Consider the following 24,419-nt stretch of genomic DNA (forward strand, 5'->3'; position numbering starts at 1 on the left):
TCTTTCCCTGTCACGAATACTCCTGAGCAACGTGGCTGACAGACAGAACGCAATTGATGAAGCACGAACCCCTGAGATTCCGTCAGGGTGCAGAAAGGATAAGGTGCGCACTGGCAGGTTGATGGCCAGGACAGCGCAGCATTGCGCAGGCTAATCGCGCTATATCACGCTTCGAACCAGACATTTCTGATGGTGGAGTTTTAATGATTTTGTTTGAGAAATCATGGGTTTTAATGACGCCAGCTGGCGTTTATTGCCGTGATTATGTAGGAAAATTCTGAAGGCGCACCGCGTAGGTGGCGAGTGACAGCGGGATTTCTGGCAACCACGCTACCTGCCGGTTTCCAGAACTGACGCAATTATTTTCTGCCGGTTCATACGCGGTATAGCCATTGATGTGCAAAGCTACAAACCAGGCGCGCTTTCGGGTAAACTAGCGCGTTACTTTTATCTCCTCTCACCGAATCGTCAAAAAAGACTGAAAAGCCATGTTTGAAATTAATCCGGTCAAAAATCGTATCCAGGACCTCAGCGAGCGCAGCAGCGTTCTTAGGGGGTATCTTTGACTACGATGCCAAGAAAGAACGCCTCGAAGAAGTAAACGCCGAGCTGGAACAGCCGGACGTCTGGAACGAACCTGAACGCGCGCAGGCGCTGGGCAAAGAGCGCGCCTCGCTGGAAGCGGTAGTTGAAACGCTCGACCAGATGCAGCAGGGGCTGGAAGACGTGCAGGGTCTGCTGGAGCTGGCGGTTGAAGCCGACGACGAAGAGACTTTTAACGAAGCCGTAGTCGAGCTGGACGCGCTGGACGTGAAGCTGGGTGAACTGGAGTTCCGCCGCATGTTCTCCGGCGAATACGACAGCGCCGACTGCTACATGGATATTCAGGCCGGCTCTGGCGGCACCGAAGCGCAGGACTGGGCCAGCATGCTGCTGCGCATGTATCTGCGCTGGGCGGAAGCCAAAGGCTTCAAAACCGAGATCATCGAAGAGTCCGAAGGCGAAGTGGCCGGTACCAAATCAGCCACCATCAAAATCATCGGTGATTACGCTTACGGCTGGCTGCGTACCGAAACCGGCGTTCATCGTCTGGTGCGTAAGAGCCCGTTCGACTCCGGCGGTCGTCGTCACACCTCCTTCAGTTCGGTATTTATTTACCCGGAAGTGGATGACAACATCGACATCGAAATCAACCCGGCCGACCTGCGTATCGACGTCTATCGCGCCTCGGGTGCTGGTGGTCAGCACGTTAACAAAACCGAGTCAGCGGTGCGTATTACCCACCTGCCGACCAACATTGTGGTGCAGTGCCAGAACGACCGCTCGCAGCATAAGAACAAAGATCAGGCCTTCAAACAGCTGCGTGCCAAGCTGTATGAATACGAAATGCAGAAGAAGAATGCCGACAAGCAGGCGGCGGAAGAGAACAAGTCGGACATCGGCTGGGGCAGCCAGATCCGTTCATACGTTCTTGACGATTCGCGCATCAAGGATCTGCGTACCAGCGTAGAAACGCGTAACACCCAGGCCGTACTGGATGGCGATCTTGACCGTTTTATTGAAGCAAGTTTAAAAGCAGGGCTATAAGGAACCGACATGTCTGAACAACAACCGCAGAGCGCTGATGCCGCCCTTGAGTTAAACAACGAACTGAAAGCGCGTCGCGAAAAACTCAGCGCGCTGCGTGAAAAGGGCGTGGCGTTTCCTAACGATTTCCGCCGTGACACCACCTCCGATCGTCTGCATGCCGACTATGACAGCAAAGAGAACGACGAGCTGGAAGCGCTCGGCGTTGAGGTGAGCGTAGCCGGTCGTATGATGACCCGCCGCATCATGGGTAAGGCGTCGTTCGCCACCCTGCAGGATGTAGGCGGTCAGATCCAGATCTACGTTTCCCGTGACGATCTGCCGGAAGGCGTCTACAACGAGCAGTTCAAAAAATGGGATCTCGGCGATATCCTCGGCGCGCGCGGTAAGCTGTTCAAAACCAAAACCGGCGAGCTGTCGATCCACATCTCTGAGCTGCGCCTGCTGACCAAAGCGCTGCGTCCGCTGCCGGACAAATTCCACGGCCTCGCCGATCAGGAAACCCGTTACCGTCAGCGTTACCTTGACCTGATCTCCAACGACGATTCGCGTAAGACCTTCAAAATTCGCTCACAAATCATGGCCGGCATTCGTCAGTTCATGGTTAACCGCGACTTTATGGAAGTAGAAACGCCGATGATGCAGGTGATTCCTGGCGGCGCATCCGCGCGTCCGTTCATCACTCATCACAACGCGCTCGACATCGACATGTACCTGCGTATTGCGCCGGAGCTGTATCTGAAGCGTCTGGTGGTTGGCGGTTTCGATCGCGTGTTTGAGATCAACCGTAACTTCCGTAATGAAGGGATTTCGCCGCGCCACAATCCAGAGTTCACCATGATGGAACTCTATATGGCGTATGCGGATTACAAAGATCTGATCGAACTGACTGAGAGCCTGTTCCGCACCCTGGCGCAGGACGTGCTGGGCACGACGGAAGTGCCATACGGTGAGCACACCTTCGATTTCGGCAAGCCGTTTGAGAAGCTCACCATGCGTGAAGCGATCAAGAAATACCGTCCGGAAACGGACCTCGCCGATCTGGATGACTTTGACAAAGCCGTGGCGATTGCCAACGCGCTGCACATCAAAGTGGAGAAGAGCTGGGGTCTGGGCCGCGTGGTGACCGAGATCTTCGAAGAGACCGCTGAAGCGCACCTGATTCAGCCAACCTTCATCACCGAGTATCCGGCAGAGGTGTCACCGCTGGCGCGTCGTAATGACGAGAACCCGGAAATCACCGACCGCTTTGAGTTCTTCATCGGCGGCCGTGAAATCGGTAACGGCTTCTCCGAGCTGAACGATGCGGAAGATCAGGCCGAGCGTTTCCTGCAACAGGTTAACGCGAAGGACGCCGGTGATGACGAAGCGATGTTCTACGACGAAGACTACGTCACCGCGCTGGAGCACGGTCTGCCACCGACTGCAGGTCTGGGCATTGGTATCGACCGTCTGGTCATGCTGTTCACCAACAGCCACACCATTCGTGACGTGATCCTGTTCCCGGCTCTGCGCCCGACCGGTAAGTAATCAGGTTGCCTTCACCCTCACCCTAACCCTCTCCCATTGTACAGTCCGGGGACATGGCAGACAGGTGTTCGGGGACATAGTGAACACTTTTTAACATCCTTTACCCATGGTGATCGACTTTTTCTTCAGGTCGATCACCCCCACTTTTGTGCTGTACCACCACACCTCGTAATAACCGTCTTCCCCCGTCTCCTTCAGCCCCACACGCTCTCCCCTGAACGCCTTGCCCGCCTTCAGGCTGAGTCCTTTTACGCTCAGCTTCCCGCTGATATCCACCTTCCTGACCATCACGCCCTCGTCGTATTCCGGTGGCGCTACGCGCCCGCTGTACTGCCGCGATGAGGGCTGATAGCGCGACGCCGGCACCGCCATCTCCAGCGCCTCATGCGGGCGCTCGAGATTGTAGACCGTCCGCCAGTGGTCGAAGGCGCGCTGCAGCTCACCGCTGTCCGCGAACCACTTCCCCTGCAGCACTTCCGCCTTCAGGCTGCGGTGAAAGCGCTCCAGCTTGCCCTGCGTCTGCGGATGATACGGCCGCGAGTGTCCCACCCGGATGCCGTGGCGCATCAGCCACAGCTCCACTGCCGTCCAGGTGCCGGTGGTGTCGCCCCACGGCGAGCCGTTGTCCATCGTCATCCGGTCCGGCAGGCCGTAGCGCTCAAAGACGCTGACCAGCTGCTCCTGTACCGTCTCACGCCGTTCGTCGGCGCAGTGTACCAGGCACAGCGAGAACCGGGAGTGGTCGTCCAGCAGGGTAAGCGGGTGGCAGCGGCCGCCGCCAAAGGGAAAGTGGCCCTTAAAATCCATCTGCCAGAGCCGGTTCGGGGCCGTATGCTCAAACCGGCCGGTGGCCGGGACGTCCGGCGCTGCGCCCGGCAGCAGGCCGTGGCGGGCCATCAGGTTGTGGACGGTGCTGAAGGCCGGCATGCGGTGCCCGCGGTCTTCGAGCCAGCGCTTAATCTTGCGGGCCCCCCAGTGCTGATGAAGCTCGTGCGCCATACGCAGAAGGTCAGTGATGTCGTCAGATGAGCGGCTGGGTGAGTGACGGGGCGCGCGGGAGCGGTCCTGAAGGCCGGACGGTCCTTCCTCCTCCCAGCGGCGAAGCCACTTGTAGCCGGTGGCGGGAGATATGCCGTAGCGGCGGCACAGCTCGCGGATGTTCGCCCCGTCTTGCGAGGCGAACAGAACAAACTCAGTACGTAATGACATGGTATCTCTCGCATCCCAGGGCATAAGCGACTCCATAAACGGGTTCTTATGCCTAAGTTGTAAGTGTCTACCATGTCCCCGAACAAGTGTTCACGATGTCCCCGGACTGTACACCCATGGGGAGAGGGGACTTGCCTGTACCCCGGTGGGAGAGGGCCGCTGTGGTTTTCTCCCTCTCCCTGTGGCAGTGCGCCGCTGTGGTTTTCTCCCTCTCCCTTTGGCAGAGGGCCGCTCTGTGGGAGAGGGCCGGGGTGAGGGCATCAGCGCGCACCCAACCTAAGACTTCACCACCCCATCCAGCCACGCCTGGAACCGCGCATAAGGCACATACAGCGCCACATCTTTAAACAGCGTTTTGCCGCTCTTATTATCATCAATCCGACTGCTATAGCCGACAATCACCCCGGCCAGCGTGTCGTCGCTGGCGTTATACACCGCGCCGCCGGACATGCCTTTCACCACGCCGGCATTGGCCGCCACCACCACGCAGCTGGCCTTATTCCAGTCATTGCTCAGCGTCGTATTGATCAAGTTTTTGCCGCTTGATGCCACCGGCAGCGCGGAGATAAAGCTATACCCATACAGATTAACGTTGTCGCCGATATGGCTGTTGCGGAACTGCGGGGGCAGGTTGGCTTCTTTATTTGCATGATAAACCACGGCGATATCGCACTCCGGATGCCAGGCCTTCACCCGATACAGCGAATATTTGGCCACGTGTGCCGCCGTCAGGCTGTATTCGCGCGTCAGGGGGATAGTGGTGCCCAGCGCACCCATGCCGAGCACGGTGGGGATGCCGGTGACGGTCATATCGACGCGCCTGGCCGCTTCTGAGCTGTATTCATAGTGCCCGACCGAACAGCCGCTTAAGCCGCCGATCGTCAGCGCGATGATCCATCGCATAACTCTGTCCCCCTGTTGTGTTGACGCCGCATTACCGGGTAATCCATTGGGGTATCGGCAATGTGCGACCATCCTTTACTGCCTGATTTAACGCCAGAAAGCGCCGTCGCTGTGACAGCGATCACAACCTGTTATCAAGCGTAGTCTGTTATCGCCGTCCTGTCTCAGTGATGCATAGGCGACACTTTTTAGCGCCGGCATTATTGCCGCGCAGGCAAAATAGCCTTGCTGCCGCCCGGGTGGTTGAGAGTCAGAGGCTGTGCTTTAATAGCAGACTGTGACGCAGTTCAAAAATAAACATCCCCGCACTGTCGGAGGGATACGCGTCTGTCTTAACCGTACGGCGTTCGTCGTGCGGCCCGCCTGCAAAATTATTTTGGGAGAGTGTGTTATGCCTGTTGCATTACTGGCGCTGGCGCTGAGTGCGTTCGCCATCGGCACCACGGAGTTCGTCATCATGGGGTTACTGCCGGAAGTGGCGGGTGACCTGCAGGTGTCGATTCCTTCTGCGGGCTGGCTGATCAGCGGCTATGCGCTGGGCGTGGCCATCGGCGCGCCAATCATGGCGCTGCTGACCGCGAAACTGCCGCGTAAACGTACCCTGATTCTGCTGATGATCATCTTCATCATCGGCAACGTACTCTGTGCGCTGGCTTATACCTATAACCTGCTGATGCTGGCGCGCGTTATTACCGCGTTGTGTCACGGTGCGTTCTTCGGCATCGGTTCAGTGGTGGCGGCCAGCCTGGTGGCACCGAGCCGTCAGGCGTCGGCGGTGGCGCTGATGTTTACCGGTCTGACGCTGGCCAACGTACTGGGCGTGCCGCTCGGCACCTGGTTTGGTCAGCTGTTTGGCTGGCGCGCCACCTTCTGGGGCGTGGCGATTATCGGCATTCTCGCGTTCATCGCGCTGATTGTCAGCCTGCCGACTAACAAAGATGAAAAACCGGTGCACCTGGCGAGCGAAATCAGCGCGCTGGCCAACGGCAAACTGTGGCTGTCGCTGCTGATGACGGTGTGTTTTGCCGCCGCGATGTTTGCGCTGTTCAGCTACATTGCGCCGCTGCTGCTGCAGGTGACCGGCATCAGCGATCGCGGTGTCAGCTGGACGCTGTTCCTGATTGGCGCTGGCCTGACGGTGGGTAACATTGTTGGCGGGAAACTGGCGGACTGGAAAGTGTCGTTCAGCCTGATCCTCAGCTTCTCGCTGATCGCCGTGTTTTCGCTGCTGTTCAGCTGGACCAGCCATGCGCTGTGGCTGGCAGAGGTAACCCTGTTCCTGTGGGCGATGGCGACCTTCGCCACCGTGCCTGGCCTGCAAATCAACGTGGTGCGCCACGGTAAAGACGCGCCAAACCTGGTGTCGACGCTCAACATCTCGGCCTTTAACGTCGGTAACGCACTCGGTGCGTGGGTGGGCGGCGCTGTGATCGACAAAGGCTATGGCCTGACGGCGGTGCCGGTCGCGGCGGCAGCGCTGGCGGCAGCGGGCTTAGTGGTTTGTCTGCTGACCTTCCGCAAATCGGGCGGTCAGCGCGAGACGGTGCGCGCTTAAGCCAGCCGCCGGGCGATGCGCTGCGGAAAGGTGGCCACCTGCTGCTGCAGGTGGTCGCAAAAGTGATCGACCAGCGCCGATGCCGGTCGATGCTGTGGCCGCACCAGGCTCACCGTGAACGGCACGGCAATACTGAAGCGGCGCATCACCACACCGCTGTCGGCGTAATCCAGCGCCGTCAGCGGATTAACAATCGAAATGCCCACCCCGGCGCGCACCATCGCGCACACCGACGCGGCGCTGTGCGTCTCCAGCACCAGCCGCCGCTCCACCTGCTGCTCATGGAACAGCGCATCCAGCAACTGACGATAGCTATCGCTGCGCGACAGGCTGACATAGTTTTCACCGTGAAAATCCTGCGGCGTCAGCACCGCCCGCTGACACAGCGGATGCTGCGGCGGCAGCACGCACACTTCATCACAGGTCAGCAGCGCCAGGCGTTCAGTCCCGGCGGGCGCATGCTGGGTTTCGGTCAGACCGAGATCGTAGCGCTGCGCCGACAGCCACTCCTCCAGCAGCGGCGACTCCTGCGGAATAATATTCAGGCTCACCTGTGGATAGCGCTGTAAAAACGGCTGCAGCAATGGCGGCAACAGCGACTGGGAAAACACCGGCAGGCAGGCGATGGACAGCTCGCCCTGGCGGAAATTGCGCAGCCCTTCGGCGGCATCCATGATGCGATCCAGACCGTACCACGAGCGCTGCACCTCTTCGTACAGCCGCAGCCCCTGCACGGTGGGCTGCAGGCGGCCGCGCACCCGCTCAAACAGCTGTAAGCCCAGCTGCTGCTCCAGCCGCGCCAGTTCGCGGCTCACCGTTGGCTGCGAGGTGTGCAGCAGCGTGGCGGCCTGGGTCAGATTGCCGCTGGTCATCACCGCGTGAAAGATTTCGATATGCCGCCAGTTGATTTTTGCCATCGTCGCCTCCGTGTCATCCATATCATATTTGCATAGCTGATGCTTAAACAGATATTTTTCTGCATCACTGTGCTGTGGCTAAATGACAGCAACGACTCAGGAGAATGCTCATGCCACGTCCACTTAACGATTCCCAGACGGCGCTTAACGCCACAAATCTGCTGCCGCTGGCGCAGCGCTACAGCGGCCCGTTCTGGGCTTACGATGCCGAAATCATTCAGCAGCGTATTGCGCAGCTCAGCGCGTTTGACGTGGTGCGCTTTGCGCAAAAGGCCTGCTCAAATATTCATATTCTGCGCCTGATGCGCGCTGCCGGCGTCAAGGTCGATTCGGTCTCGCTCGGCGAGATCGAACGTGCGCTGGCTGCCGGTTTTCAGCCGGGCGGCGAGGATATTGTGTTCACCGCCGATGTGCTGGACTCGCCGACGCTGGCGCGCATCGCCGAGCTGAAGGTGCCGGTAAATGCCGGATCCGTGGATATGCTGCATCAGCTCGGCGCGGTTTCGCCGGGTCACAGCGTCTGGCTGCGCATTAATCCGGGCTTTGGCCACGGTCACAGCCAGAAAACCAATACCGGTGGCGAAAACAGTAAGCACGGCATCTGGCATAGCGATCTGCCGCTGGCGCTGGCGGCGATTCAGCAGCATGGCCTGCAGCTGATAGGTTTACATATGCACATTGGCTCCGGCGTCGATTATGGCCATCTGCAGCAGGTGTGCGACGCGATGGTCGATCAGGTAGTGGCCTTTGGCCAGGACCTGCAGGCCATTTCGGCGGGCGGCGGGCTGTCGATTCCTTACCGCTTTGGTGAGGAGGCGATTGATACGCAGCACTATTACGGCCTGTGGAACGGCGCGCGCGAGCGTATCGCGGCGCACCTCGGCCATGCGGTGAAGCTGGAGATCGAGCCGGGCCGTTTCCTGGTGGCAGAGTCGGGCGTACTGGTGTCGCAGGTGCGGGCGGTGAAGCAGATGGGCAGCCGTCACTTTGTGCTGGTGGATGCCGGTTTCAGCGATCTGATGCGTCCGTCGATGTACGGCAGCTATCACCATATTTCGCTGCTGCCTGCCGATGGCAGCGCGCCGGGTGAGGCGCATGTGGAGAGCGTGGTGGCCGGGCCGCTGTGTGAGTCGGGAGATGTGTTTACCCAGCTGGAAGGGGGCAAAGTGGAAACCCGCGCGCTGCCAGCGGCACAGGTCGGCGATTATCTGGTGTTCCATGATACCGGCGCTTACGGCGCATCAATGTCTTCCAACTACAACAGCCGTCCGCTGATCCCGGAAGTGCTGTTTGAGCAGGGCGTGCCGCGTGAGATTCGCCGTGCGCAGACCATTCAGGAACTGCTGGCGCTGGAGCTGAACTGATGCGCATCGTGCCGCTCAGCAGCGTGCCGCATCACGCCAGCCAGATCACCGACTGGCTATGGCAGGCGTTTGGTGATGGCACCTCGCGCGCGTTTTACGACAGCATTGTACGCAGTAGCCTGAACGGTGCCGCGTTTCCGGTGACCTTTGTCGCGCTGGACGACGATGACATGCCGCACGGCACGGTAGGGTTCTGGCGCTGCGATTTGATTAGCCGTCAGGATCTCTATCCGTGGGTTGCCGCGCTGTATGTGGATGAAGCGGCGCGCGGGCAGGGGCTGAGCGCCGCCCTGCAGCAGCACGTGCTGGATTACGCCCGCCAGCGCGGCTATGCAACGGTGTGGCTGTGGTCAACGTTTGGTGGCTACTACGAGCGATTCGGCTGGCAGTATCAGTGTGATGCGCTGGAGTTTCCTGAGGTGCAGGTGAAGGTGTATTCGCAGGATTTATAGTGGGTTGGGTGCGCGCTGGTCCTCACCCCAACCCTCTCCCGCAAGCGGGCGAGGGGGCTGACCGCGCGCGCTGGCCCTCACCCCAACCCTCTCCCGCAAGCGGGAGAGGGGGCTGACCGCGCTCTCCTTGCCGCGCGCTCTGGAACGTTCCCTCTCCCTCAGGGAGTGTACAGTCCGGGGACATGGCAGACAGGTGTTCGGGGACATAGTGAACACTTTTTAACATCCTTTACCCATGGTGATCGACTTTTTCTTCAGGTCGATCACCCCCACTTTTGTGCTGTACCACCACACCTCGTAATAACCGTCTTCCCCCGTCTCCTTCAGCCCGACACGCTCTCCCCTGAACGCCTTGCCCGCCTTCAGGCTGAGTCCTTTTACGCTCAGCTTCCCGCTGATATCCACCTTCCTGACCATCACGCCCTCGTCGTATTCCGGTGGCGCTACGCGCCCGCTGTACTGCCGCGATGAGGGCTGATAGCGCGACGCCGGCACCGCCATCTCCAGCGCCTCATGCGGGCGCTCGAGGTTGTAGACCGTCCGCCAGTGGTCGAAGGCGCGCTGCAGCTCACCGCTGTCCGCGAACCACTTCCCCTGCAGCACTTCCGCCTTCAGGCTGCGGTGAAAGCGCTCCAGCTTGCCCTGCGTCTGCGGATGATACGGCCGCGAGTGCCCCACCCGGATGCCGTGGCGCATCAGCCACAGCTCCACTGCCGTCCAGGTGCCGGTGGTGTCGCCCCACGGCGAGCCGTTGTCCATCGTCATCCGGTCCGGCAGGCCGTAGCGCTCAAAGACGCTGACCAGCTGCTCCTGTACCGTCTCACGCCGTTCGTCGGCGCAGTGTACCAGGCACAGCGAGAACCGGGAGTGGTCGTCCAGCAGGGTAAGCGGGTGGCAGCGGCCGCCGCCAAAGGGAAAGTGGCCCTTAAAATCCATCTGCCAGAGCCGGTTCGGGGCCGTATGCTCAAACCGGCCGGTGGCCGGGACGCCCGGCGCTGCGCCCGGCAGCAGGCCGTGGCGGGCCATCAGGTTGTGGACGGTGCTGAAGGCCGGCATGCGGTGCCCGCGGTCTTCGAGCCAGCGCTTAATCTTGCGGGCCCCCCAGTGCTGATGAAGTTCATGCGCCATACGCAGCAGCTCAGTGATATCGTCAGATGAGCGGTTGGGTGAGTGACGGGGCGCGCGGGAGCGGTCCTGAAGGCCGGACGGTCCTTCCTCATCCCAGCGGCGAAGCCACTTGTAGCCGGTGGCGGGAGATATGCCGTAGCGGCGGCACAGCTCGCGGATGTTCGCCCCGTCTTGCGAGGCGAACAGAACAAACTCAGTACGTAATGACATGGTATCTCTCGCATCCCAGGGCATAAGCGACTCCATAAACGGGTTCTTATGCCTTAGTTGTAAGTGTCTACCATGTCCCCGAACAAGTGTTCACGATGTCCCCGGACTGTACAGGGAGAGGGTTAGGGTGAGGGAAAGCCCGCACCCGTTTAACCCGGTCCACCCACCGAATGCCGCCTGACCAGCGTCGGGCTAAACATATTGGTCACCTCCGGCAGCGCGGTGCCGTTGGCGAGCGCCAGCGCCAGCTGCGCGGCCTGCTGCGCCATGGTCACAATCGGATAGCGCACCGTGGTCAGGCGCGGACGCACGTAGCGCGACACCAGCACATCATCAAAGCCAATCAGCGACATCTCTTCGGGCACGCGAATGCCGTTATCGCTCAGCACCGCCAGCGCACCGGCGGCCATCGAATCGTTGTAGCACGCCACCGCGCTCACCTGCTTGCCGCGTCCGAGCAGTTCCGTCATTGCCTGCTCGCCACCGACCTCATCCGGTTCTCCCCACGCCACCAGCCGGTCGTTGCATGGCAGACCGTGCTCCTTCAGCGCATCGTAGTAGCCCTGCAGCCGATCTTCGGCGTCAGAAATGGTGTGCGTCGAGCAGATAAAGGCGATCTGCGTATGACCCTGCTGAATCAGGTGGCGCGTGGCCAGCCAGGCGCCATAGCGGTCATCCAGCGCAATGCAGCGTGACTCAAACCCCTGCAGCAGCCGGTTCAGCAGCACCATGCCCGGCACCTGCTTCATCAGCAGCTCTAAATCGTCATCGGGAATTTTCTTGGCGTGCACCACCAGCGCGGCACAGCGATGGCGCATCAGCTGTTCAATCGCCTGACGCTCTTTCTGCTCATTATGGTAACCGTTACCAATCAGCAGAAAGTTGCCGGTTTGCCCGGCGACTTCATCGACCGCTTTCACCATCGCGCCAAAAAACGGGTCTGACACATCGCCTACCACCAGCCCGAGCGTTTCGGTGGATTGCTGCGCCAGCGCGCGGGCATTGGCGTTCGGGTGATACTGCAGCTGTTCCATGGCCTGGGTAACGGCGAGGCGCGAACTCTCGCTGGCTTTGGGCGAATTATTGATGACGCGGGACACGGTCGCGACCGACACCCCCGCCATGCGGGCAACATCCTTAATAGTAGCCATGCAATGGTCGACATCCGGGAAAACGTTTACACATGCTCTCAGTGTTACGGAAAAGCCCGGCAGCCGCAACCCGCCAGAATGTCAGCGCTGTCGCAAAAGTGCGGAAAATCAGACGCTCACGGTGAGGCTTTAGCCCGGTAACGGCACCGTGCTATGCTGCCAGCCTGAATCACACCTGCCTGCCGGACCCATAACCATGAAAACTCGTGTGCCGCACCTTGCGCACTGGGGCGCGTTTACCGCCGTCACCGAAAATCAGCGCCTGATTGCCTGCGAACCTTTCTTCGCCGATGCCGATCCTTCACCGATGATCCACACTATCCCTGAACTGGTGTACTCGGATAAACGCATCCGTCAGCCGATGGTGCGCCGTTCGTGGCTGAAGTCGCGTGAAAACAGCGATCGCACGCTGCGCGGCCGGGAAAATTTTGTCGCCGTGGACTGGGACACCGCGCTCGATCTGGTGGCGGAAGAGAACCGCCGGGTGCGCGACCGCTACGGCGCTTCCGGCATTTTCAACGGTTCGTACGGCTGGTCCTCAGCCGGTCGCGTTAACCACGCGCGCACCCTGATTCGTCGCTTCTATTTCCAGGGCGGCGGTGGCGTTGATCAGCAGGGTAACTACAGCTGGGGCGCGGCCCAGTTCTTTCTGCCGTATGTGATTGGCACTTATATGCCGCTCACCGGCCGCGTCACCGACTGGCCGCAGGTGGTGGAGCATGCAGAAATTTTCGTCGCCTTTGGCGGCCTGGCGCTGAAAAATGCGCAGGTGGCCTCCGGCGGCGCCGGCGAGCACAGCCTGAAACCGGCGCTGCAGCAGCTGAGCGCCAAAGGCACGCCGATCATTAACATCAGCCCGATGCGCGATGACTGCCCGGCATTCGTTAACGCCGAGTGGATTCCGATTCGCCCGAACACCGATGTGGCGCTGATGCTGGCGCTCGGCCATGAAATTACCCGGCGGAACGCTATCGATGAGGCTTTCCTCGCCAGCCACTGCACCGGCTGGCCGCAGCTGCGTGCCTATCTGCTGGGCGAAAGCGACGGCGTGGCAAAAACGCCCGCGTGGGCCAGTGCGATAACCGGTATCCCGGCGGCGCGTATCGCGCTGCTGGCGCAGCAGCTGGCGGGCAAACGCAGCTTTATCACCTGTGCTTATGCGGTGCAGCGCGCCCATCGCGGCGAGCAGCCGTACTGGATGATGATTGCGCTCTCGTCGATGCTGGGCCAGCCGGGACTGCCGGGCGGCGGCTTCTCTTTTGGCCATGGTTCAATGAACAGCGTCGGCAATCCGCGCCAGGAAGGCCCGGCGCCGCTGATGAGCACCGGCCCGAATCCGGCGAACCTGTCGATCCCGGTGGCGCGCATCAGCGACATGCTGCTCAATCCCGGCCAGCCGTATGCGTTTCAGGGCGAGACGCTGCACTATCCCGACATTCACCTGGTGCACTGGGCAGGCGGCAATCCGTTTCACCATCACCAGCAGCTCAACCGGCTGGTCGAAGGCTGGCAGCGCCCGGATACGGTCATCGTGCAGGATATCGTCTGGACGCCCGCGGCGCAGATGGCGGACATCGTGCTGCCGGCCACCACCACGCTGGAGCGCAACGACATTGGCGGCTCGTCGCGTGACCGCTTCGTGCTGGCGATGCACCAGGCGATTAAACCGCAGCATCAGGCGCGTAACGACTTTGATATTTTTGCCGATCTGGCCGATCGCCTCGGCTACCGCGAGCGCTTTACCGAAGGACGCAACGAGATGCAGTGGATTGAGCATCTTTACCAGCAGTGCGCGCAGGCGCATGCGCAGCTGGACATCGCGTTCCCGGAGTTTGAGGCATTCTGGCAGCGCGGCTTTGTTGAGATTCCGCAGGGCGGCAAGCCGTACGTGTTTATGGATGATTTCCGCGCCGACCCGCAGGCGCATCCGATTCACACCGCCAGCGGCAAAATTGAGCTGTTTTGCCAGACCATCGCCGATTACCAGCTGGCGGATTTCGCCGGGCATCCGGAGTGGCGCGCGCCGCAGGAGTGGCTTGGCGCAGCGCTCAGCGCGCAGTTCCCGCTGCACATGATTTCGGTGCAGCCTGCGGATCGCCTGCACAGCCAGCTGGATGCCACCGCCACGGTGCAGGCCGGCAAAACCGCCGGTCACGAAACGCTGTATATGCACATTGACGATGCCGCTGCGCGCGGTATCAGTGACGGCGATGAGATTGAAGTGAGCAATGCGCGTGGCCGTATGCTGGCTGGCGTTCGCCTGACGGACGGCCTGACGCCCGGCGTGGTGATCATCGCCACCGGTGCCTGGTTCGATCCCGGTTTTGGCAAAGCGTGGCAGCCGTGGGACCGCGCCGGCAACCCTAACGTGCTGACGCTCGACATCGGAACTTCGTCGTTAACCCAGGGACCAAACGCCATGAGCTGCCTGGTGGAAATCAAAAAACACGCCAGTTGCACAATCGGCTAACAATCTCACCGCTGGTTACATTTTGCCGGTAACTGTTGCGTTTGAGTGATAGTTTCTGCGCTGAGCAACTTGTTAAAGTCAGGGTCCCAGAGGTATTGATGGGTGAACATCAACAGTTTTCTTGATTACACCGACCTGCGCAGATGCGCAGGTTTTTTTTGCCTGCGATCTGCCGGTGTGATGCGTCCCGTTGCGGTGACCTCAATCGGGCATAAACGAACTGATACATTGTTTTCCTGTCAACTCGCTTTACCTTTCTTTATAACTGCAGCTAACCCCTTTGGATTTATCTTTTATCGCAGCGGATCGCCATGCCCCCGATTAAAAAATTTCTGGGAAAAGACCAGATTAAAGCCCCGTTTAACCCGTTTCGTTTTCGTCTGATTTGTCTGGGCGTATTAGGCTGCATGGGCCTGCTGCTGGCGCGCGTCGGCGATTTGCAGCTGATCAATCATCCGATGCTGGAGCACGAGGCCGACCAGCGCTCGCTGCGAACCGTGACGCTGCCGACCAACCGCGGCACGCTGCTCGACCGCGACGGCCAGGCGCTGGCGCTCAGCGTGCCATCGCGCGATATCATCGCCGATCCGCTGCGCGTGCTGGAGGCCAATCCCGATTTCACCAGCGCCAAATGGAGCTATCTGGCGGCGGCGCTGAATCTGCGACCGGACGAGCTGCGCGCGCAGATCACCGCCAATCCGAAAAAGCGCTTCCTCTATCTCGGGCGCAAAATCGAGCTGGGCATTGCCAAAGATATTGCTGAGCTGCATCTGAAAGGCATCAGTTCGGTGTATGACGACAGCCGTTTTTATCCGATGAGTGAAGCCGCGGCGCCGCTGATTGGCATCGTCGGGGCGGACAATAACGGGCTTAACGGGCTGGAGAAGGGCTTTGACCGGGTACTGCAGGGTGAGCCGGGTAAAGAGGTGTATCGCCAGGATGGGGACGGCAACATTATTGCGATGATCGATTACGAGCCGCCGAAGCAGCCGCCGACGGTGCAGCTCAGTATCGACAAATTTGACCAGTTTACGCTGTACAGCAAGCTGCGCGACGGCGTGCTGCTCAACAAGGCAGACTCGGGCGCGGCGGTGCTGGTGAAGATCGACACCGGCGAGATCCTCGCTATGGCGTCTTATCCGTCGTTCAACCCCAACAATTATGACAACGCCACGCCAGCGCAAATGCGCAATACCGCCATCAACGACAGCTACGAGCCCGGTTCGACGGTGAAGCCGCTGGTGGTGATGGAAGGGCTGCAGCGTCATCTGGTGCGCCCCGATTCGGTAATCGACACCACGCCCTACAGCGTCAATGGCCACCTGATCCGCGATGTCGGCCACTGGCCGCGCCTGACCATGACCGGCATTTTGCAGAAATCCAGCGACATCGGCGTGTCGCACATCGCGCTGGCAATGCCGGCGGAAGCGCTGGTGAACACTTACCAGGCGTTTGGTCTCGGCAAGCCGACCGGGCTGGGACTGACCGGTGAGAGCGTGGGCTACTTCCCGCTGCATCGCCAGCGCTGGGCGGACATCGAGCGCGCCACCTTCTCGTTCGGCTACGGTCTGCGCGTAACGCCGCTGCAGATTGCGCGTGAATACGCCACGCTCGGTTCGTATGGCGTCTATCGCCCGCTGTCGATCACCAAAGTGACGCCACCGGTACTGGGCAGGCAGGTGGCGGATCCGCAGATCGTGCAAACCGTGGTGCACATGCTGGAGAGTGACGTGCTGCCGGGCGGTACCGGGGTGAAAGCGGCGGTACCGGGCTACCGGCTGGCGACCAAAACCGGCACCGCGGAGAAGATGGGCAGCAGCGGCAAATATGATGGCGGCTATGTCAACTACACCGCCGGCATCGCGCCGGCCAGCCATCCGGAAGTGGCGCTGGTGGTGATGATTAACCATCCTACCGCCGGCGATCACTTTGGCGGCTCGGTGGCCGCGCCGGTATTTGGCAACATCATGGGGCCGGTGCTGAAACACATGAACGTGGCACCCGACGCGATTTACAGTAAACCGGCATCAGATAAATCTTAACGAAATCAGGATGTAAACGCGCAGTCGAGCTTTTCACACCTCGTTGCATTTCGCCGAACTCCGTTGCGATTTGCGGCTGTTATCCGTGCCGCCATTGCGCGACGATAAAGGTCCCAGAGGTATTGATTGGTGTGAAGATCGGCTGCTGCGGCAGCGATACCCTTGTGGTATTCACCCTGTTCGGTTGCACCGACCCACGCGGATGCGTGGGTTTTTTTTGCCTGTAAGTTGTCCTCCTCTCCCGTTTATAGCGCCTGCGCGCGCCATCACCGACCGCTGCCGGGCGCGGTTTAAATCCTGCATCTCTTAACGAAACGCTTACGGTTTGCGTATAGAAAACGTTCGGGCGATCCGCCGATAATGCGCGTCGTGATGATTTTCGCTGAAATAATCCCCTGCTTACCGGGGTTTTTACCCACACTTTTGCTGATCTGAAGACGCTGATGACTATCCATGCTCCCCGTTCTGGTTTCTCCCGCTGGCTGAAATGGCTGCTTGTGTTGCTGGTGCTGCTGATCGCGGCCGGCGTGATCTGGCGTGTGGCAGGCGGCAAGCGGGGCGCAGTACCCGGCGACCTGCCGCCAGGCGGTCATCGCGGCGCGGCGCAGATGAGCGGCCCGGCAACGCTGGTGCACAGCGGCGTTGCCGCGACGGCCGACGTGCCGGTGTACCTGAATGCGCTCGGCACGGTGATCCCCAACGCCAGCGTCACCGTCACCAGCCGCGTGGCCGGGCAGTTGCAGCAGGTGTTCTTTACTGAAGGGCAGAAAGTCAGCGCCGGTCAGCTGCTGGCGCAGATCGATCCGCGCAGTTATCAGGCGACGCTGGCGCAGTATCAGGGCGATCTCAGCCAGAACCAGGCGCTACTGCACAGTGCGCAACTGACGCTGGCACGCTACAAAAAGCTGGCAGCGCAGGACTCGCTGTCGCGCCAGGATCTGGATAGCCAGATTGCTACCGTCGGCCAGTATCAGGGCGCGGTGGCGGCGGATCAGGCGCAAATCGCCAGCGCAAAACTGGATATTGAGTATGCCCGCATCACCTCGCCGATCAGCGGCCGCGTAGGTCTGCGGCTGGTCGATCCGGGCAATATGGTGCAGACCAGCGACACCACCGGCATTGTGGTGGTGACGCAAATGCAGCCTGCCGCCGTGACGTTCAGCGTGCCGCAGAGCTACATCGCGCAGCTGACGCGCGCACTGCGCAACGGCCAGAGCCTGCCCGCGACGGCCTTCGATCAGGACAACAGCACCATACTGGCGCAGGGTGAGGTGAAGTACATCAGCAATCAGATCGATACCAGCACCGGCACCATCGAACTGAAAGCCAGCTTTCCTAACGAGGACGAAGCGCTGTTTGCCAACCAGTTCGTTAATCTGCGTCTGCAAACCGGCACGCTGAAAAACGCGACGGTGATCCCGGCGCAGGCGCTGCAGCTGAGCAGCGACGGGAGCTTTGTATTTATTATCAACAAAGACAATAGCGTGACGCGCAAAGCGGTCACCGCCGGACCGGCACTGGGGGAAGATCGTCAGGCGATCCTGCAGGGCGTGGCGCCAGGCGATCGTCTGGTGACCGAGGGAATCGATCGTCTGACTAACGGCAGCAAAGTCCAGCTGGCTGACGACAGCAAAAGTACCCAGCCATGAATCCGTCTCGTCTGTTTATCCTGCGCCCGGTGGCGACGATTCTGCTGATGGTCGGTGTGCTGATCGCCGGCCTGTTCGCTTATCGCTTTCTCTCCACCTCGGCGTTGCCGCAGGTGGATTATCCGACCATTCAGGTTACTACCCTTTATCCTGGCGCCAGCCCGGACGTGATGGCCTCATCCGTAACCTCGCCGCTGGAGCGTCAGCTCGGTCAGATGGCCGGTCTTAGCCAGATGACGTCTGCCAGCTCGGGCGGATCATCGATTATCACCCTGAAGTTCAGCCTCGATCTGTCGCTCGACGTCGCCGAACAGGAAGTCCAGGCGGCAATCAACGCGGCGAACAATCTGCTACCGGACGATCTGCCCAATCCGCCGACCTATAAAAAGGTCAATCCGGCCGACAGTGCGGTGATCACGCTGGCCGCCAGTTCCGACACGCTGCCGCTGACTGAAGTGCAGGATCTGGTGAACACGCGCGTGGCGCTGAAGCTGTCGCAAATCAACGGCGTGGGGATGGTGACCCTGGCGGGCGGTAATCAGCCGGCGATTCGCGTGCAGATGGATCCAAAAGCGCTGGCGGCGCACAAGCTGTCGCTGGAAGACGTCAATACGCTGATCGCCAACAGCAATGTCAACGGTTCGAAAGGCGGCTTCGACGGCAAATATCACTCGGTGACCATCGACGCCAACGACCAGCTGCGCACCGCAGCCGAATACGGCAATCTGATTCTCACCTGGCAGAACGGTGCGGCGCTGCGGCTGAAAGATATCGCCCATATCGAGCAGGGGCCGGAGAATCGCTTTCAGTCGGCGTGGGCCAATAACCGTCCGGCGATTGTCATCAGCGTGCAGCGCCAGCCTGGCGCCAACGTCATTCAGGTGGTGGATAGCATTAAAAAGCAGCTGCCCGTACTGCAGGCGGCGCTGCCGGATGGTGTGAAAATGCGTGTGCTTGCCGATCGCACGCAGACCATCCGCGCCTCGATCAGCGACGTACAGTTTGAACTGATGCTGTCGATCGCACTGGTGGTGATGGTGACCTTCCTGTTTCTGCGCAACGTGGCGGCGACGCTGATTCCCAGCGTGGCAGTACCGCTGTCGCTGATTGGCACCTTTGGCGTGATGTATCTCGCCGATTTCAGCCTCAACAACCTGTCGCTGATGGCGCTGACCATCGCCACCGGGTTTGTCATTGATGACGCGATTGTGGTGGTGGAGAACATTTCGCGCCGGCTGGAGCAGGGCGAAACGCCGATGCAGGCGGCGCTGAAAGGCTCGCAGCAGATTGGCTTCACCATTATTTCCCTGACGTTTTCCCTGATTGCGGTCCTGATTCCGCTGCTGTTTATGGGTGATGTGGTTGGACGGCTGTTCCGCGAATTCGCCATCACCCTGGCCGTCTCGATTCTGGTGTCGATGGTGGTGTCGCTGACGCTGACGCCGATGCTGTGTGCCTGGCTGTTAAGGCATATTCCGGAGGCGCAGCAGTCACGCTTTGCGCGCAAAGGCGGCGAGCTGTTTGACAAACTGGTACGCGGCTATGACCGCCTGCTCAGCGTAGTGCTCAACCATCAGAAGCTGACGCTGCTGGTGGCGCTGGCAACCTTTGCACTCACCGCGCTGCTGTATCTGGCCATCCCGAAAGGGTTCTTTCCCACGCAGGATACCGGGCTGATTCAGGGGGTGACCGTGGCGTCGCAGGACGTCTCCTTCACGGCGATGGCGCAGCGTCAGCAGGCGCTGGCAACGGTGATCCTGCAAAATCCGGCGGTCGAGAGTGTGTCCTCAACCATTGGTATCGACGGCAATAACACCAGCCTCAATAGCGGGCGCCTGCAGATCAACCTGAAAGCGTTTGACCAGCGCGACGTCAAAGCCGATGAGGTGATTGCGCAGCTACAGCAGGCGGCGCGCCAGGTCGCCGGCATTCAGCTTTATCTGCAGCCAGCACAGGACCTGACGGTCAACGATCAGGTGACGCCGAGCCAGTACCAGTTCACCCTTGATGATGCCGACAGCGAAAACCTGGTGCGCTGGACGCCGCAGCTGATAGCTGCGCTGCAGCAGCGCCCGGAGTTTAATGGCGTGGTCAGCAACCTGCAGGATCAGGGGCGCGTGGCCTATGTGGAGCTGAACCGCGATAAAGCGGCGCGCTACGGCATCACGGCAGCTGACGTCGATACCGCGTTGTACAACAGCTTTGGTCAGCGGCTGGTTTCCACCATTTTTACCCAGGCGAACCAGTATCGCGTGGTGCTGGAAGTGGCGCCGCAGTATCAGCAGTCGCCGGCGTCATTTGATGACGTTTATCTGCCGGTGAGCAGCAGTGCATCAACCAGCAGCGACAGCGACAGTGAGACCACCACCAGCGGCATGGTGAAACTCACCGCCATCGCCAGCGTGCATGCGCGGACCGGAGCGCTGATGCACATGCGCCTGAATCAGTTCCCGGCGGTGATGGTGTCGTTCAATCTTAACCCCGGTTATTCGCTGGAGGAGGGGCAGCGGGCGATTGCGCAGGTCACGCAGCAGCTTAAACTGCCCGCCAGCATAACGCTGCGCTATCAGGGTGAAACCGCGGCGTTTCAGAGCGCCACCGGCAACACGCTGTGGCTGATTCTGGCGGCGCTGATCACCATGTACGTGGTGCTGGGCATTCTGTATGAAAGCTTTATTCATCCGGTGACCATTCTCTCCACGCTGCCGTCGGCGGCGGTCGGGGCGCTGCTGACGCTGATGCTGGCTGGCAGCGAATTCAGCCTGATCGCGCTAATTGGTGTCATTCTGCTGATTGGCATCGTTAAAAAGAACGCCATTATGATGATCGACTTCGCGCTGGAGGCGCAGCATAAGCAGCATATGACGCCGCGCGAAGCGATCCATCAGGCCTGCCTGCTGCGCTTCCGGCCGATTCTGATGACCACCATGGCGGCGCTGCTCGGGGCGCTGCCGCTGATGCTGGCCTCCGGTTCCGGTGCTGAACTGCGTCAGCCGCTCGGGCTGGTGATTGTCGGTGGCCTGCTGGTGAGCCAGGTGCTGACGCTGTTCTCCACTCCGGTGATCTATCTGTGGTTTGATGGGCTGGCGCAGCGCGGTAAGCGCTACGTGCAGCGCAGGCAGCAGCAGGCGCGGGGCGAGCCATGAACATCACCCGGCTGTTTATCTTTCGCCCGGTTGCCACGCTGCTGCTGACGCTGGCGATCCTGCTGCTCGGAGCGCTGGGCTACCGGCTGCTGCCCGTCGCGCCGCTGCCGCAGGTGGATTTTCCTACCATCATGGTCAGCGCCAGCCTGGCCGGCGCCAGCCCGGAAACCATGGCGGCCACGGTGGCGACGCCGCTGGAGCGTTCGCTCGGCCAGATTGCCGGTGTGACGGAGATGACATCGACCAGCTCGCAGGGCTCGACCAGCGTGATACTGCAGTTTGAACTAGACCGCGATATCAATGGCGCGGCGCGCGACGTGCAGGCGGCGATAAACGCGGCGCGCAGCCTGTTACCGAGTGCTATGGAGTCGCTGCCGACCTATCGCAAAGCGAATCCCTCGGACGCGCCGATTGTGATGCTGGCGCTTACCTCCGCCACGCGCACGCCGGGTGAACTGTATGACCTCGCCGAAAGCAAAATTGAACAGGCGATGGGGCAGGTCAGGGGCGTGGGCGAGGTGTCGCTGATGGGCAGCGCGCTGCCGGCGGTCCGCATCGATCTGCAGCCGCAACAGCTGACGCACTATGGCATTGCGCTGGATACGGTGCGCAGCGCCGTCGCCAGCAGCACCACCAATCTGCCGAAAGGCATGCTGCAGGGCAGCAGCCAGTCCTGGATGGTGGACGGCAACGGCCAGCTGGACAAAGCAGCACAGTACCGCGACCTGATAGTCAGCTACCACGCGGGTAAGGCGGTACGACTGCATGACGTCGCCACGGTGTATGACTCGGTGGAGGATCAGTATCAGGCCGGCTTTCTCAATTCACAGCCGTCGGTGATGATCGCCATCAAGCGTCAGGCCGGCGCTAACATGCTCGACACCATTGACGCCATCAAAGCGCAGCTGCCACAGCTGGAGAAAGATCTGCCTGCCGATACCCAGCTCAAAGTGGTGGTGGACCGTTCGCCAACGGTGCGCGCCTCCCTGTATGACACCGAAGAGACGCTGCTGGTGGCGATGTTGCTGGTGATTGCTGTGGTATTTGTCTTCCTGCGTAATCTGCAGGCGGTGGTGATTCCGGCGCTGGCGCTGCCGGTGTCGTTAATCGGCACCTGCGCGGTGATGTATCTGCTCGGCTACAGTCTCGATAACCTGTCGCTGATGGCGCTGATCATCGCCACGGGCTTTGTTGTTGATGACGCCATCGTGGTGCTGGAAAATATCACCCGGCACATCGAAGCCGGTCTGAGTCCGCTGCGTGCCGCCCTGCGCGGTGCCCATGAGGTGAGCTTTACGGTGCTGTCGATGACGGTGTCGCTGGTGGCGGTGTTTATCCCGATTCTGCTGATGGGCAGCATTGTTGGCCGCCTGTTCCGCGAATTTGCGGTGACGCTGACGGTCTCGCTGCTGATCTCCATGTTTGTCTCGCTCAGCCTGACCCCGATGCTGTGCGCCCGGCTGCTGCGGCCGAAGCCGCAGGTCACCCGGCGGCCGCATCCGCTCTATCAGCTAATCGAAAATGCGCTCAACGCGCTGCTGGCCGCCTACGCGCGTGGCCTGGCGTGGGTGATGGCGCACCAGAAGATCACCCTGCTGAGTTTGCTGCTCACCGTGCTGCTCAATCTGTTTCTGTTTAGCGTGGTGCAAAAGGGCTTTTTCCCCAATCAGGACACCGGCCTGCTGATGGGCGCCCTGCGCGCTGACCAGAACATCTCCTTCCAGGCGATGAAGCCAAAGATGCTGGCGTTCACCAAAATCATTGAGGCCGATCCGGCGGTAGACAGCGTGATGTCGTCAATGGGCAGCGGCATGTTTGGCTCGCGCAATAGCGCCAACTTTTTTGTCCGGCTGAAAGATTTTGACCAGCGCAGCGCCAGTGCCACCGAAGTGGCTAACCGGCTGAGCCAGAAAACCCGCCATATTGCCGGGGCGCAACTGTTCCTGATGGCCGCGCAGGATCTGCACATCGGCGGGCGCAGCGCCAACGCCACTTATCAGTACAGCCTGCAGGCTGACGATCTCGACCTGCTGCGCCGCTGGACGCCGAAAGTCCAGGCGGCGCTGGCCGCGATACCGCAACTCAACAGCGTGGATTCCGATGCGCAAACCGGCGGACAGGAGGTGGTGATCAATATCGATCGCGACCGCGCCACGCGGCTGGGCGTTAATGTGCAGATGCTGGACACGCTGCTGAACAATGCCTTTAGCCAGCGACAGATTGCCACGCTCTATCACACGCTCAATCAGTACCATGTGGTGATGGCTCTGCAGGACAGCGACACGCGCGATCCGGCCATGTTGCAACAACTGTATGTGATTAACGACAGCGGCGATCGCGTGCCGCTGGCGGCCTTTGCCCGCTTCAGCGGCGGCAACGCGCCGCTGTCGGTTGCGCATCAGGGCCAGTCAGCGACCAGCACCATCGCCTTCAACCTCAACGACGGCGTGTCGCTGGAGCAGGCGCAGACGCTGATTAAGCAAGCGATGGCACAGCTGGGGTTGCCCTCCAGCATTCAGGCGGGCTTTGCCGGCACCGCCGCGGCGTTCTCTCAGCTCACCGCCACCATGCCGTGGCTGATTATTGCGGCGCTGGCGGCGGTGTATATCGTGCTGGGCGTGCTGTATGAGAGTTACATTCACCCGCTGACCATTCTCTCCACGCTGCCGTCGGCAGGCGTTGGTGCGCTGCTGCTGTTGCTGCTGACCAATACGCAGCTAACGGTGATTGCGCTGATCGGCATCATTTTGCTGATCGGTATCGTCAAGAAAAACGCCATCATGATGATCGATTTTGCCCTGCACGCCGAGCGCAGCCAGGGGCTGTCGCCGCAGCAGGCGATTACGCAGGCGTGCCTGATGCGCTTTCGGCCGATCATGATGACCACGCTGGCCGCCTTCTTCGGCGCTCTGCCGCTGGCGCTGGGCAGCGGTGGCGACGCTGATTTACGCAGTCCGCTAGGGATTGCCATTGCCGGCGGTCTGGCCCTGAGCCAGCTGCTGACCCTGTTTACCACGCCAGTGGTCTATCTCTGGCTGGATCGTCTCAGCCGCGCCACCCAGCGTCAGTGGCGGCGCGTGCGTCATGTGGAATCCTGATTGATGAA

Annotated in this window: 15 protein-coding genes; 10 read left to right on the forward strand and 5 right to left on the reverse strand. The window is 60.5% G+C overall.

The genetic code is table 11. The features are described from left to right. The first annotated feature begins 488 nt into the window (after positions 1-488). Together prfB and lysS are read left to right on the forward strand one after the other, a co-directional pair. A protein-coding gene (gene prfB, locus C1N84_RS03865; protein ID WP_104093670.1) for a peptide chain release factor 2 occupies positions 489-1,587 on the forward strand; the annotation gives its coding sequence in 2 pieces (ribosomal slippage) (positions 489-563 and positions 565-1,587; 1,098 coding nt in all). 9 nt (positions 1,588-1,596) lie between these two features. Next, positions 1,597-3,117: a lysine--tRNA ligase gene (gene lysS, locus C1N84_RS03870; protein WP_021506681.1), complete on the forward strand. Its 1,521-nt coding sequence runs from the start codon at positions 1,597-1,599 to the stop codon at positions 3,115-3,117. A gap of 90 nt (positions 3,118-3,207) precedes the next feature. Here lysS and C1N84_RS03875 read toward each other — a convergent pair whose 3' ends face one another. Together C1N84_RS03875 and C1N84_RS03880 are read right to left on the reverse strand one after the other, a co-directional pair. Beyond that, positions 3,208-4,362, reverse strand: coding sequence for an IS481 family transposase (locus tag C1N84_RS03875; protein ID WP_264441493.1), 1,155 nt, complete (start codon positions 4,360-4,362; stop codon positions 3,208-3,210). Positions 4,363-4,602: 240 nt separating this feature from the next. Continuing rightward, positions 4,603-5,229, reverse strand: a complete 627-nt coding sequence (locus C1N84_RS03880) for a serine protease (protein ID WP_152390497.1) — start codon at positions 5,227-5,229, stop codon at positions 4,603-4,605. 391 nt (positions 5,230-5,620) lie between these two features. Between C1N84_RS03880 and C1N84_RS03885 the strand changes: the two genes are divergently transcribed. Then, entirely contained in the window at positions 5,621-6,784 is a 1,164-nt protein-coding gene (locus tag C1N84_RS03885; protein WP_058775879.1) for an MFS transporter, read from the forward strand. Here C1N84_RS03885 and C1N84_RS03890 read toward each other — a convergent pair. Continuing rightward, positions 6,781-7,701: a LysR family transcriptional regulator gene (locus C1N84_RS03890; RefSeq protein WP_159377858.1), complete on the reverse strand. Its 921-nt coding sequence runs from the start codon at positions 7,699-7,701 to the stop codon at positions 6,781-6,783. The two genes, C1N84_RS03885 and C1N84_RS03890, sit on opposite strands and share 4 nt — an antisense overlap. 110 nt (positions 7,702-7,811) lie before the next feature. Here C1N84_RS03890 and lysA point away from each other — a divergent pair, with 110 nt between their 5' ends. Both lysA and C1N84_RS03900 read left to right on the forward strand, forming a co-directional pair. Continuing rightward, positions 7,812-9,065, forward strand: a complete 1,254-nt coding sequence (lysA, locus tag C1N84_RS03895; protein ID WP_125309798.1) for a diaminopimelate decarboxylase — start codon at positions 7,812-7,814, stop codon at positions 9,063-9,065. Beyond that, positions 9,065-9,517: a GNAT family N-acetyltransferase gene (locus C1N84_RS03900; RefSeq protein WP_264442033.1), complete on the forward strand. Its 453-nt coding sequence runs from the start codon at positions 9,065-9,067 to the stop codon at positions 9,515-9,517. Before lysA ends, C1N84_RS03900 begins: the two co-directional genes overlap by 1 nt. A 219-nt stretch (positions 9,518-9,736) precedes the next feature. On the opposite strand, the gene C1N84_RS03905 is transcribed toward C1N84_RS03900, so the two are convergent. Further along, positions 9,737-10,891, reverse strand: a complete 1,155-nt coding sequence (locus C1N84_RS03905) for an IS481 family transposase (RefSeq protein WP_211727363.1) — start codon at positions 10,889-10,891, stop codon at positions 9,737-9,739. 113 nt (positions 10,892-11,004) lie between these two features. Next, positions 11,005-12,006 (reverse strand): HTH-type transcriptional regulator GalR, encoded by a 1,002-nt coding sequence (galR, locus tag C1N84_RS03910; RefSeq protein WP_031279486.1) that lies wholly within the window; start codon positions 12,004-12,006, stop codon positions 11,005-11,007. 196 nt (positions 12,007-12,202) lie between these two features. Between galR and C1N84_RS03915 the strand changes: the two genes are divergently transcribed. From C1N84_RS03915 to C1N84_RS03935, 5 genes are all read left to right on the forward strand, one after another. Continuing rightward, positions 12,203-14,476 carry a molybdopterin-dependent oxidoreductase gene (locus C1N84_RS03915; protein WP_264442034.1) on the forward strand — a complete coding sequence of 758 codons (2,274 nt, stop codon included), beginning with the start codon at positions 12,203-12,205 and terminating at the stop codon, positions 14,474-14,476. Positions 14,477-14,787: 311 nt separating this feature from the next. After that, positions 14,788-16,518, forward strand: coding sequence for a penicillin-binding transpeptidase domain-containing protein (locus C1N84_RS03920; protein WP_021506690.1), 1,731 nt, complete (start codon positions 14,788-14,790; stop codon positions 16,516-16,518). Positions 16,519-16,961: 443 nt separating this feature from the next. Continuing rightward, positions 16,962-18,167: an MdtA/MuxA family multidrug efflux RND transporter periplasmic adaptor subunit gene (locus C1N84_RS03925; RefSeq protein WP_264442035.1), complete on the forward strand. Its 1,206-nt coding sequence runs from the start codon at positions 16,962-16,964 to the stop codon at positions 18,165-18,167. Next, positions 18,164-21,313, forward strand: coding sequence for a multidrug efflux RND transporter permease subunit (locus C1N84_RS03930; protein ID WP_264442036.1), 3,150 nt, complete (start codon positions 18,164-18,166; stop codon positions 21,311-21,313). The genes C1N84_RS03925 and C1N84_RS03930 overlap by 4 nt, the downstream gene beginning before the upstream one ends. Next, a complete protein-coding gene (locus tag C1N84_RS03935; RefSeq protein ID WP_058780290.1) occupies positions 21,310-24,411 on the forward strand; it encodes an efflux RND transporter permease subunit in 3,102 nt (1,033 codons plus the stop codon). The genes C1N84_RS03930 and C1N84_RS03935 overlap by 4 nt, the downstream gene beginning before the upstream one ends. Positions 24,412-24,419: the final 8 nt, after the last annotated feature.

It is taken from the genome of Pantoea sp. SGAir0418 (genome assembly GCF_043529865.1).